The organism is Aeromonas sp. QDB34 (genome assembly GCF_027705405.1).
Taxonomy (GTDB): domain Bacteria; phylum Pseudomonadota; class Gammaproteobacteria; order Enterobacterales; family Aeromonadaceae; genus Aeromonas; species Aeromonas hydrophila.
Window position 1 is genome coordinate 1 of sequence record NZ_JAPDBT010000027.1, and the last position, 12,778, is coordinate 12,778.

A 12,778-nucleotide genomic window follows, 5' to 3' on the forward strand; every position below is an offset into this window, starting at 1 on the left:
GGTCCAGCAGCACGCCCACCGGATCTGATCTCGCACCACCTGGGAGAGGCTGGGGCTGCCGGCCAGCGGGGTGCCTCGAGCGGTTGCAGCACTGCAGCACGCTCCTGCCCGCGATCACCCTCCCCTGGGAGCCAGGCCGCCGGACCGGGTTGCCCACCAGGTGATGACCCCCGTCTGCCGTCCAGCCCGGGGACATGGCCATGGCCCAGCAGCATGTCCCCACTGAATCAGATCCCGCACCACTCGGGAGAGGCAGGGGCTGCTGGCCAGTGAGGTGCACCGAACTGTTGCAGCACTGCAGTGCACCCTGCCCTCGATCACCCCCTCCTGAGGGCCCCCCACTAGGTGATGGCCTCGGCGCCGCGCCCGCGGACATGGCCCAGTAGCCCCCCACCGGTGCCCCAGCTCGGCAACATCGCCGGCCGGCAGAGCGCCGCGAGCGGTTGCAGCACTGCAGCTTGCTCCTCCCCTCGATCCCCCATCTTGAGGGCCAGGCCGCCGGACTGGGCCGCATGGCCAAGGCGCTGCCGCGCATCGATGCAACCCAGCAGCTGCGCCTGGGGACATGGCTATAGACAGGCTGCGTCCACGGTAGGTAAGTCTCATGCAGCAAATTGCCGACCGGCTCACTTGCAGGCATCAAGAATTAGTAGTCATGACGCAGTTCGGAGAACAGTGGTTGAGAGCAGGCCTGCGACCTGAACTTCATATCAACCATCGGAAACAATCGAAATAAAAAGGCCGGCACTAGGCCGGCTAAAGGAAAACGTAGATAGTCCCGCGGTAGATGCCGCCCGTATGCCGGGCGGGTCGCAGTTCAAATGCGGGGAGAGACTGCAACGATATGCACACAGGTAGAATGCATATCGTTGCAGGCAATTTGCCTGCAACAGAAGTTTCAGTCTTTCAAATACTTGAACTCTTGACTTGATTGATCACCGGCTGCTTTGGCTTCATCCAACCGCTCATGGTGTTTCACACCTGAGTAAGCACTCCACAGAAGCAGTAAAAGACCCAGCACACCTACAACCCACCGCCACTTCTTCTCACGCAAGAATGAGGTCTTCTCACCATATGCCTGCCAGAAGCGCGCGAAGTTGGAATCATCCTTTCTCACAGTTCCTCCTTAATTACCCTTGCATTGAAACGCGATGCAACGATAATACCATTATCGACACATGTAAAGCTATATCGAGGTGTTTATCATGGCATTATCTACACACATCAAGCCAATCACAAAGTATGTCTCATCACCAGTTGTGAGAGGGGCCGCATTTGGGTTAGTCGCAGCCATTTCAACCGTTAGTGCATATCACCAGATCTGTTTCAAACCAAGAGTCGAGACTCTGGAAGCGTCACAGCAACGTCTCGTAACAGTCGATATAACAGGATTAGTTCGCGAGAAAGCAGAAAGCTTAGCACTTCGAAAGGATGAAAACCTTGATGACCAGGGGGCCGCTAAGATTGCAGAACTGCAAACTTACAACGACAGGGTCCAACATGCTATCGACGCCTTCAACAACGCCAATGGTGGAAATATTGTTGTTCTACCGCAGCAGGCAGTAGCATCTCAAATTGAAGATATTACACCTATCATTAGAAATATAATCGAGGCTCAGGTAGGGGATAAAAAATGAAGTCTCGAAACGCAGGACAGTTTCTAATTTTTATTGGCGCTGCATCAGTACTCTTTTCCTCTGTATGGGTAACGAACTATGGTGTTATAAATAGAAATATAACGCAAAGCTTGCCAAACTCGTATTTTTACATTTCATATAGAACTGTGATAAGCGAACGATATCAATATGTTCAATTCTGGACTCGAAACGATAAATTTTTCGGAACACTAAAATTTACTAAGCAAGTGATGGGGCTGCCAGGGGACAAAATAATCGTTAAAAACCATGAGGTTTGGATAAACGGTTTGTATGTCGGGAATATAAAAAGTCACACTCAAAATGGCCTTCCACTTGAGCCTATACAATCTGGGGTGATACCGCCTGATTATTACTATGTTGCAGGAAAACACCCAGACAGCTATGACAGTCGCTACAATTCACTCGGACTAATCCATGAAGATCAAATTATTGGCCGTGCTTATCCTATTTTCTGACCTTTGCTTCGCGAAAAACTTCGGACTGCAAGGCACAACTTACCCTATCAAGGAAGAAGATCTATTGACGGTAATAAATAGAGAACTTCTGCACCTGGAGCAGACGGGAAAACTTAAAGAACTGAATGAGCAATTTTCAAAAAATGCTCTTGAGACAGCGCAACGGCCAAAGCCCGTGAATGGCATAATACGAACTATTGAACCAAGCCAAAGGCGCATAGACCCATCACAGACACTAGATACCGATGCGATCTTACCAAGTGGTCAAGTGATTGCACGGGCTGGTAGCAGAATAAATCCATTCGATAGAATGACCCTTACAAAGCACCTTATTTTCATTAATGGTGATGATGCAGAACAAGTTGAGTGGGCCGTAGGGTACTCGAAAAAGCACCGCTCCAAGATTGTACTGACACAGGGGGAGCCATTTAAATTGGCGAAGAAAAACTCTTTACAGTTTTATTTCGACCAATCAGGCTTCCTCACAACAAGATGGAATATACAGCAGGTACCTGCAGTAGTCAGGCAAGAAGGAAGGATTCTTCTCATAGAAGAGATTAAGATATGAAGAAAACTATACTCATAATAATCGCACTGCTTTCATTTAATAGTCATGGTGATATCCCAACCTCAGGTGATACATGTACAGGGCGGTTCCCAAATCCGATCACAGATATTTGCTGGTCCTGCATATTCCCCATAACTATCGGCTCAGCCCAAATTGTCTCAGGTAAACAACCTGATTCTCCAAATCCATCCAGCCCAGTCTGTTACTGTCCCCTGCCGTACCCTCCATATATTAGGGTAGGTATTAACATCGGGTTTTGGGAACCAGTAAGAATGGTCGATGTCACTCGGAAGCCAGGATGCTTCGTCAATCTTGGAGGCAAGCAAGTTGATATCGGGCTTGATAATGGACAGGGTCGAACAAGAGGGGGGGATAGCGCTTATGCAGGCGCAACGTATCAAGCGCATTGGTATGTATACCCACTCACATACTTATTAAATATTATTATTGACTCAACATGCAAGGATTCTCAGGGGTTCGATCTCGCATATATGACAGAGGTTGACCCACTATGGATGGATGATGAACTGACGTTTTTAATAAACCCTGAAGGCACTCTCTTTGCCAATCCAGTAGCTCAAGCTGTTTGTGCAGCAGACTGTGTCTCATCAACCCTTGGGCTCCCGCTAGACCCTCTATTTTGGTGCAGTGGATGCCGTGGTTCTGTTTACCCATTAGATGGAAATATCGACGCTCATCATGGCGGAGTTGATTCATCGCTACTCACTGCCGAGCGCATGATCTACAAGCTTCATAGGCAAGGTATTCTATGGGGCTCAATGGGTGATGCGGGCCTATGTGGATCATATCCAATGCCTGTCTGGCGTAAGAGCCAATATAGAACACAAATGCTCTTCCCTATTCCATCGACAGGTGGCCCTTTTGGTTGCAACCCAATTGGCAGGTCAAGTGTTTTATATGAAACGGCCAGAGAATTCCCAGTCAAAGGTGAGCATTTCGGTTGGTTAATTTGGCGAAAACGTAATTGCTGCGCAAGCGCTTGGTAAGGAACATAACATGAACAAGTTTACACTCTATTTTATTATTTTATTCAGCTGCAATGCTGTTGCTGCCAATCCAGTACAGGATGCTAACGAAACACTTAATTCGTCAAAATCAATTCCCCTTGAAAACTTGGATGCCGCTGATGCATTTAAGCATGGTCAAGGTATTGTCGATAGCGAGGAGACCATAAATGGACTGATTGACTCAAAGCTGAGATCCAATATTGAGAATACTCATAAGGATGTGAATTTACTAATGCCGCAGCTCCAAGAGGATATATCCTCTTGGGTTGAAAAATCCAAGGCAAACAGAGCTGAAGCACAGTTATTAATCGATAGTGTAAGGGAGAATCAAAAGTCATCCGAATTATCAAATTCGTCAATTAATGCCACGAAAGATTCGGTTGATATTGGTGAGATGGTCAGACGATATGGATCTGCAAGTGCGTCGATGATTAAAGGTGAGGCTCCACGAGAATCAATACCATCGTTACTGGTGTTTGTATCGCTGTCGATGCCAGTTGAGATGATTGAGCTCTATGGAAAGCAGGCCTCTGCCGCAGGTGGTGTTTTGGTAATTCGAGGGTTAGTTGGAAACTCCATGCGCCAAACAGTTGCAGCACTGCAATCCTTAGTTGATAGTACTGGCGTTGAAACACTTGTCGATCCAACGCTTTATCAGCGATTCAAGGTATCTAGAGTTCCCACTATCATTCTGACTGATGGGGTCTTGTCTCCCTGCTCACCTGAAGAACAGAACTGCGACGCAGCCACGCCTGTATATGACCAAGTTGCTGGAAATGTCACATTGGAGTATGCATTAAGTTTATTCGCCTCATCTGGCCAGTCTTCTGAACGAGCGGTTAAACACCTAGTTCCGCTACAGCAGAGTTTTGTTGAGCAAGCAACGCAATCTACAGCTGACAGCAAGGAGTGGTAATGAAAAACTCGTTGCTAATATATCTCTTTTTTTCATTCTCAGTTGTTGCTGGCCCTGTTGATGATCACAAACCGTTCGCGAAAGAAATTAATAACAATGCAACCGACAGTGTAAAAACAGGTGATCCATGGAATGTTCCAAATTATGAAGAACCACATCCAAACTATGATCATCTAATGAATAACAGTGAGCAATTAAAACAAGAAGGGGCTGCTGCTACAAGTAATAGCGAGGCAGCTCAAGTCATTTACGGCTTACCTAAGAGAGACACATCATTCAAAGATGACACGTGGTTTAAGAACGCACAAAATATAGAGAAAAACCCTGATAATGTATTAGACCTCAGCGGTGAAGAGAGCCAGTGCACCACAACAACTATACCAGGTGAGAAGTATGTAGAAAACGTGAGCTGTATAGATGCTGAAACATCAGTCGAGAAATCTTGCAGTGAAGGTGTTGTAGTTGAAGTAGATGCAGATTATGACTATCAATGTAATAAAACACGGGAGAGTGAAGGAAAATCTTGCGCAGTAGGCCGGATTATAAATGTGACGAAAACCAATCGTTATCGTTGCACCAAAACTCAGATTTTCACGGAAGAAACTTGCGAGCAATGGTGGGAAATAATTCCTAGCAACACGACAGCGTGTGATTATGGATGGGACAAATCTGGTAACATATGTGTACGGCCAGCAAATATAACTTGCCCTGCTGGAGAATCACTGAATGGAGCAGGCCAGTGTGTTGCGACAGTGAAAACTGCAGCAACTCCCGTTTGTTCTGCAGGAAGTTACAATGGAAGTACCAGAATGTGTGACGTGCCTTTGAAAGACGTTCCGATGCCGCATGGTAATTGCCCAATACTTCCAAATTTCGGCCCCTTGAAGCGTGTTGTATATTCTGGAGCTGGCTACTGGATTTGTACTTATGGTGGAGCCGCCATTGATCCTTCATATGTCTGTTCTGCTGGTGAAACACTATCGAATAGTGAATGCGTTCGCCAAGTTACACATCCAGCTAACAAACAGTGCCCAGCTGAAAGTCAATTACTGGTAAACGGATGTAATAGTTCAGGCTGCGCCTCGGGGTCAGTTGCTGACAATCTATGCGGTAAGGCTGCGGCCAACACCGCACCGACAATGAAATGGCATGATAACTGTGCACAGAAGGGAATCGGTAATTAGTATGAAAGCAATACTATTAGTCCTACTAGCTTTTCTTTCCATTGAGTACGCTGATGCAAAAAGCTGTAGGCTTTACAGCAGAGTTTGCACTGAACCAGGAGGGAATAAAAACATTGGCGGCCATAATGTTTACCAAGATTGCTGGCGATATTCATTGAAATACTTGTGTAAAACAGACACTTTTCAAGATTCTTGCCTAGGGATTTCTTCTTCAGGAACGTGCAAACTTGAGTCATCAACATGCACTAAAACTTCCTTGTTTGGTGATTGTGAAATTAGTACTAGCGTTTATAAATGTGGTCAAACACAAACCACCTCCCCTGGCATTACTGAACTTCCTCCTGAATACACAACAACTCAGGACAGCATTGATTATTCTCAGTGTGCTGCCATAACCGACAATCCGACATGCAAAGAGTCATCAAATATATGTACTGAGGGCGCTGGCTCAAAAGTGATAAATGGTCTGACAATTTATAAGGAATGCTGGAAGTGGTCAAAAACGTATACTTGCAAAGGCAGTAACTTCACTGACACTTGCCAGCCGTTACAAGGTATTTGTGAGGTCAAGGCTCAAAAATGCACTGAAATGGGAGAGGACGGTGTATGTAACAATCAGCAATTCGTATATGACTGTGATGAACTCCATGATGCTACAGGCATTAAACTGATTGACAGCAACTGGACTATAACAAAAGACATAGTCGATCATTCCCAGTGCAATGAACTTCAAAATCAATGCTATTTAAAGGATAACATATGCACTGAGCAAGGCGGCACAAAGATTATTAACGGTTTGCCTGTAACTAAAGACTGTTGGCGATATGAAAAGCAATATGTATGCGGGTCAGGTAACAACGTATCTACATGTAAAGATGTAGATAAGAACAAATGTACTTTGGAAAAAAAGGACTGCATAACCTCATCAGATAATGGGAAATGTGCAGCTTGGTCATATCAATATAAATGCGAAGTTCAAGGTAAAGATACAACTGTTGAAAATTGCTCAACAAAAACTTATTGCATTAATGGAGACTGCTTTGATACTGGGTACGAACCGAATTCAGACTTTGGTGTTGCTGTCGCATATTTAAATGGTGCCCTACAAGCCGGGGTTGAAGCAGACCCAAATAAGATCGATATATTTACTGGAACCAAAGAAACCTGCAGCCTTTATGCTGCTAGCTCTGTCAATTGTTGTAAAGATGATGGTTGGGCCAATGGCGCGATGGGTGGATGTGACGATGCAGATAAGCGCTTGATCGAGAGACGCAAGCTCAAGCTTGTTCACTATGTTGGCACTTATTGTGCCAAGAAGATCCCCGTTATTGGAACTTGCATAAAGACATCCCAATCATTCTGCGCATACGATTCTATGTTGAGCCGTATCATCCAGGAAGGCGCTAGGCCGCAGCTTGGAATGAGTTGGGGATCTGCAGAGAGCCCTACTTGTTCAGGCATGACACCAGAGCAACTTCAGGATGTGGACTTCACATTGATAAACTTCCAAGAGTATATCGATACGCTAACTGCTGATATCCCGTCCAACGAAGAACTGCAGCAGAAAGTGCAGGACCGTGTCATTGAGATGACCAAATAGGATTATCGAAACTCCAACATTAGTTTTTGTGCGTCGATAATAGTATTATTGACCCTAGTCGGCTAACTGCTTCTAGGGTCACTATGACGATCATCAATTCATGTACAACTGCGTTGCTTTGCAGCACTGCAATTCTCTTTCATGCCCCCACCCACGCCGGAAACTGGACGACACCTCAGCCTGAGTCACTATGTGTTCTAGAGCACGGTTGGGCTTGGAACTGCCAACCGGTGCCCAGTGCCCCGGAACAAGCCCCCAAAAAGCACCATGTCGCTCAGCCAAAGCCTACATTTTCAGCCCCTCCTGAAGATCTAAGTGATCCTCTGGTCAGGCTGAAGAAGCTTCAGGAAGATGAAGCCAGGGCAACTGCACTTGCAACCCTTGAACCGACGGAGGAGAACATTGCCAATCTTCGGCGTAATCACATAACCCCAAATCTAGAACGAGCCACGCTTTTCCGAGACGTCTACGAACGTCTATCTTGGACGAACCCAGAGTTTGATTATACAAACAAACGTCCAGTTGGGACTTTAGCCAAGCGTGAATGGGAGACCGAACGGCAGACCAAATTTGCTCAGGTCATGCAATCCCTGAATACCCGATATGGTATTTTTTTCATTTATGACACTGAGGTTCCGAGCTCAGCTGCATATGCACCAATTGTTTCCGACTTTGCCAACAAATGGGGAATTCAAATTCAGGCTATATCCCGAAGTGGGAAGGCTTTACCCACATGGCCTGGTGAATGGAAGCAAGATGTTAGTGGGAATTTTCAAAAAAGAATTGGTGTGGCCAGCCACCCAGCCCCACTTCTTGTACTCTTCGAGCGCCCCTCTCCTAAATCCCCCAAAGGTTCTGCATTCTCAATAGGGAGCGGCATATTGGCCCATGATGAAATTGAAAAACGTATATTTAGACTTACAGCTGTTGCACCTGGAGAGGATTTCTAGAATGAAGGTAGCATTATTATTTCTACTTGCCACATTCCCCTTGGTTGCTAACGCCTCTGCTGATTCTGGGCGATATTGGGGGATTTTTGTTTTTGAAAGTACATGCACCGCATGTGTCGCTATAGCTAACCAAGTTCACGATTTTTCAGAAAGAACTGGGATTGAAGTACAAGCTGTCAGTAGAGATGGCAAGCCCTTAATTACCTGGAATTCAAATTGGACACCTGACAGAAATGGCACACTCTGGAGATTAGGAGTTCGCCCCGAGGATCCAACTCCACAGGTTTTTATAATGGATACAACAGACAAAAAAATTCATCGTATTTCATTTGGATATAGCGATATTGAAAATTTGGTCAGTCAATTCGAATCAATTAGGAGTAGCGCTAAATGAAACTGAGCAAGCTGGCGATCATGTCAATTGTTGCGTTCTCTTCGATGTCATTTGCCGGCATTAAAGATGATATGAACAACTTCTTTGACGGGACTGTCAACTATACATCTCCCGATGCCGTTAATGGTCAGATGGGTGGTTATTATAACGGGGGTAGTTTCCAAGCCAGGGTACCTGTACGAAACGTCAACATGGCAACTGTAAATTTACCCAAGTTTGGCGGCGGGTGTTCGGGTATAGACAGTTTTTTTGGCGCCTTTTCTATGGTCTCCAGTGAGCAATTAACTGCTTTGGCCAAAGCTATTGCTCAGAATGGTGGATCATTTGCATTTGACTTGGCATTAAGCACATTGAGTCCTGTCATTGCAGAAAAAGTTCAACAGCTGCGCGAGCTTGTAAATATGCTCAATCAGTTCCAAATCAACAGCTGTGAACAAGCTACTGCAGCAGTTGCTGCAATGTGGCCATGGGCGAGCAATGAAGGTGCGCAATCAGCAGTATGCAAGAGCTTAGGGCGTCGCCGGGGGTTGTTCACAGACGCAGCAGCAGAACGATATCAATGCGATAACCGTTCCCAAGCACCTTCTATAGCAAACCAGGCAAATTCAGACTCTGAATTCAAAGACGTTGTCACACTTAACAGCAATCTAGTGTGGAAGGCGTTTATGAGAAATGGTCTTTTTACATCTGATAAGTCAACTGCACAGACAGTTATGACTCTTACAGGGACTGTAATTAACAAGAACAGCGGAGCTCGCCCGAAAGTAAAGATTTTCTCTCCACGGTTTAACAACCCTGCTGATTTTAAAGCCCTTCTCGAAGGAGGAAAAATCGAAGGTTCACTGTCTTGTGATGAGCTATCCGATTGTCTTTCGCCGACAGATAGTACTGTTACTACAATATCCGCATCAGAGAGCTTTGCTGGTAAAATTAAGGACCACCTCGTCAGCATGAGAAATAAAGCCGTCTCCGGTGATTCGCTGTCCAATGCAGAAAAGAATCTCATATCGGCAACTACAATCCCCGTGTATAAGATGTTGCTTGTCGATGCTGCCTATAATCGTGGTACGGGCAGCACTGCATATGACTACGACTCGCTAGCTCAAATGGTCGCTGTGGATGTTCTCTATAACTATCTTGAAGACCTTATTGGTACTGTCCGAAGGACCGTTAATACACAGTTTGCCGCAACAAATGAGCCCAAAGTACGCCAGTGGGCTGATGATCTTCAACAAGACCTCACTATTCTTCACCTCAGGAAAGCCGAAGCGTCTGCTAAGACCTCTCAGTCGTTTGATGTGATGCAGAAAACAATGCAACTCGAAAAATATTTGGCAAGCAGGACAGGGTCCCAGATCAACTCTGTTTTCACTTTCGCTCAAGCTCTTAAATAGAGGTATCTATGTACGAAATACTTACTGTTGGAGGTGGGGATGAGCTGGTCAGGGTACTTAATGCTGTTGTTATGACAGCAGGCCAGAGCTCATTCTCGACACTTGCAAAGTTGGCATTAGTCTTTGGCTTGATTAGTTCGCTTGCATTCATTGCAATACAATCACAGGCCTGGACGAATTTTATTAAATACTTCATCGGAGCATTCCTGTTTTTTAATATTATCGTTGTACCCAAGACAACCGTCTATGTTACTGATGTTGCAAATCCCGCTGTCACGGGTATCAAGGTCGATAATGTTCCATATGGGCTTGCTTATATAATTTCAACTGCGATGTCGGTAGATTATACGTATGGCAGAGCCGTTGACATGGCCTTCTCCCTGCCAACGGACCTTAGATATTCCGAATCTGGCGTGTTATTAGGAAACACCATCATAAAGCAATCATCTCAGGTAGTTGTTGGAAATGTTCGCACGGCAAAAAATATGCGTTCCTTCCTTCAAAACTGCGTTATTTTTGATTTGCAGATTGGCAAATTTACTTATGAGGACTTATTCAAAGCACCTGACTTATGGGGGTTCATTACATCAAAGGAGAACTCTGTCAAAAGTCGAATGTATGATCATAATGGCGCAATGGAAACGTGTGCCGCAGGAACAGTAAAGCTATCAACCGAACTCAACGGAGAGGTAGACTCCGCGCTTCAACAACTATCCAAATTTATTTATCCAGGCCGAACGAGCACAGCAGCAAAACAGCAGCTGGTCAATGTAATTCCTGTTGCATATGAAACCCTCGTCGGCATATCTGTTCAAGCAGAGGATGTAGTCAAGCAGGGCATGGTTGCAAATTTAATGCTTGATGCAGCCCAGGAATATACCGCAAGTACCGATGCCGATGCTGCTAGTCGCGCTTTTGCCGAAGCAAGAATGCAATTGACTACACGACAAACTCTTATGATGTCTAGCATGCAGGCCTCCACTTGGATTGGATATCAAAAGACTGTTTGGTTACTTATACTGACAGGGGCTTTTATTATTACAGCTCCTCTTGCTCTGCTTCCAGGCGGGATTAAAAAGTTCATTGTTACTTATGTTGCGGGATTTTTCTGGTTGTCATCCTGGGGAATGATGTATGCCATTTTGAATAGCATCATGTATAGCAAAGGAGCTGCCGAATTCCAGTCGGCTGGAGCATCTATTTCCATGATGAGTATGATTGGTCACAAGGTTGTTTCTGAGAACCTTGCCATGACTGCAGCATCTATGATCGACAAGGTACCTTGGATGGCAGCAGCCTTTACTGGCCTGATGGGTGGGCTGGGTATGGGGGTATCCAATCTTGTTTCCCAACAGATGCAAATTGCTGGTGCTGTCGCTAAGGACATGGCTGACGGCAATATAAGTTTGGGTAATACCAATGCTGGCAACCACAGCTGGAATAACCAGAACGCTAATAAACTCGATCTGTCCAGGCGCATGGTGGGGCCAGGTAACATGCTCGAAGTCTCCAGCAATGGTGTCGAAGTCAGCACTCATGCTGATGGCTCAAAGTCCCTCAAAGCGCCAGAAACTACCGGGGCTGTCAACGTTCAAGCAACTGAGCAAATTGGGGCTGCGCTAACCTCTGAAGCCAGCCGCTATAAAGAGCAAGGTACTAGCCTTGTAAATGAAGGTGTAAGAACCCAGTCTAAAGTCACTTCAAACGTGATGGAGACAATGTGGTCTAAATATAGCGATAGTTCCGATGCAAATTCTACTCGCGACTCTCAAACGCAGTCAGCAAGTAAGGCTGCTAGTAAAGTTAAAAGCATTGTGGAAAAAGCAACGGAGGGTATGAATATATCTGAAAGAGACCGTGCTGAACTCATTGGCATGGTTTCTGTTGGAATGAAAACACCTGGTTGGAGCCCAGTAAGCCTCGCTGCCAATCTACAGGTACAAGGCAGTCACGGTCGCGATATTTCTCGGATGAGAGATGTTGCGACTGAACTTGCAAAAAATAAGGAGTTTAGAAGCTCTTTGGAGGAGGTAGTTTCATTTGCCAAAGAACGTAATTTGACCCTTTCGTCAGGCTCCCATAACTCTCAAACTGGCAGTACTCGCGAAGCGTATGAAACCTCAGATCAACAGATTCAACGAGGTTCTGAGCAAATCAGCCAGGGGGAACGTCTTTCTCAAGCTGCTGAGCGATTCAAGCGTGCAGATACCAGTGTTCAAGCAAACTTGAACGATGCATTTGTCAATTGGCTCAAAGATACGGGTAAAAGCGATCAGCAGGTCACTGAGCTGTTCTCACCTAAGCGTGTTGCAGAACTGCAAATGTATGCTGCAACCTTTGCCGATCAATATGCTCAACAACAGGTCAATAGTCTGCTCGGGAAGCAACATCCGGGACTTCCTGCAGCACCAAGCTCCCTATCAACAGCCTCTTATCCTCCCCCTGCGCCGGGTAGTTTTGGTGTAAACAATGGGGATCAATCAGGGTTGCGGCCTCAGACCGCCGAGCGCGCCGCAGCTGTACCCGCCAATGGTCAGCCGCAGCCGGTGGCCACTGACACACCGCAGCTCCGCACCGAGCAACTCGCCGCGCCCCTGGCCGCCGAGCGCGCCCCTGTGGTACCCGCAAACT

12 protein-coding genes (1 of these 12 cut by a window edge) are annotated in these 12,778 nt (G+C 46.0%); 11 read left to right on the forward strand and 1 reads right to left on the reverse strand.

Annotation, left to right across the window (positions count from 1 at the left end):
• Positions 1-898: 898 nt before the first annotated feature.
• A complete protein-coding gene (locus tag OKC29_RS20890; protein ID WP_042044064.1) occupies positions 899-1,117 on the reverse strand; it encodes a hypothetical protein in 219 nt (72 codons plus the stop codon).
• An 88-nt stretch (positions 1,118-1,205) separates the two neighbouring features.
• Here OKC29_RS20890 and OKC29_RS20895 point away from each other — a divergent pair, with 88 nt between their 5' ends.
• From OKC29_RS20895 to OKC29_RS20945, 11 genes are all read left to right on the forward strand, one after another.
• The gene (locus tag OKC29_RS20895) at positions 1,206-1,637 is read left to right on the forward strand and encodes a hypothetical protein (protein WP_247141811.1); all 432 of its coding nucleotides are present in this window, start codon (positions 1,206-1,208) and stop codon (positions 1,635-1,637) included.
• Positions 1,634-2,113 (forward strand): signal peptidase I, encoded by a 480-nt coding sequence (lepB, locus tag OKC29_RS20900; RefSeq protein WP_137736216.1) that lies wholly within the window; start codon positions 1,634-1,636, stop codon positions 2,111-2,113. Before OKC29_RS20895 ends, lepB begins: the two co-directional genes overlap by 4 nt.
• Complete coding sequence (gene traW / locus OKC29_RS20905; protein ID WP_137736217.1) at positions 2,073-2,681, forward strand: type-F conjugative transfer system protein TraW; 609 nt, start codon at positions 2,073-2,075, stop codon at positions 2,679-2,681. The genes lepB and traW overlap by 41 nt, the downstream gene beginning before the upstream one ends.
• Positions 2,678-3,688: a conjugal transfer pilus assembly protein TraU gene (gene traU, locus OKC29_RS20910; RefSeq protein WP_187593285.1), complete on the forward strand. Its 1,011-nt coding sequence runs from the start codon at positions 2,678-2,680 to the stop codon at positions 3,686-3,688. Before traW ends, traU begins: the two co-directional genes overlap by 4 nt.
• A gap of 10 nt (positions 3,689-3,698) precedes the next feature.
• The gene (trbC, locus tag OKC29_RS20915) at positions 3,699-4,625 is read left to right on the forward strand and encodes a type-F conjugative transfer system pilin assembly protein TrbC (protein ID WP_247141813.1); all 927 of its coding nucleotides are present in this window, start codon (positions 3,699-3,701) and stop codon (positions 4,623-4,625) included.
• Complete coding sequence (locus OKC29_RS20920) at positions 4,625-5,809, forward strand: hypothetical protein (protein WP_247141815.1); 1,185 nt, start codon at positions 4,625-4,627, stop codon at positions 5,807-5,809. The genes trbC and OKC29_RS20920 overlap by 1 nt, the downstream gene beginning before the upstream one ends.
• Position 5,810: 1 nt before the next feature.
• Entirely contained in the window at positions 5,811-7,409 is a 1,599-nt protein-coding gene (gene traN / locus OKC29_RS20925; protein ID WP_247141836.1) for a conjugal transfer protein TraN, read from the forward strand.
• Positions 7,410-7,492: 83 nt separating this feature from the next.
• Complete coding sequence (traF, locus tag OKC29_RS20930; RefSeq protein ID WP_137736222.1) at positions 7,493-8,359, forward strand: conjugal transfer protein TraF; 867 nt, start codon at positions 7,493-7,495, stop codon at positions 8,357-8,359.
• A gap of 1 nt (position 8,360) precedes the next feature.
• Positions 8,361-8,753 (forward strand): conjugal transfer protein TraF, encoded by a 393-nt coding sequence (gene traF / locus OKC29_RS20935; RefSeq protein WP_247141838.1) that lies wholly within the window; start codon positions 8,361-8,363, stop codon positions 8,751-8,753.
• Positions 8,750-10,147: a conjugal transfer protein TraH gene (locus tag OKC29_RS20940; protein ID WP_247141845.1), complete on the forward strand. Its 1,398-nt coding sequence runs from the start codon at positions 8,750-8,752 to the stop codon at positions 10,145-10,147. Before traF (OKC29_RS20935) ends, OKC29_RS20940 begins: the two co-directional genes overlap by 4 nt.
• Before the next feature lie 8 nt (positions 10,148-10,155).
• A protein-coding gene (locus OKC29_RS20945) for a conjugal transfer protein TraG N-terminal domain-containing protein (RefSeq protein WP_270669609.1) crosses the window boundary here: on the forward strand, positions 10,156-12,778 show its 5' portion. 962 nt of this gene lie beyond the right edge of the window; the window shows 2,623 of its 3,585 coding nt (coding positions 1-2,623); its start codon is at positions 10,156-10,158; its stop codon lies beyond the right edge, outside the window.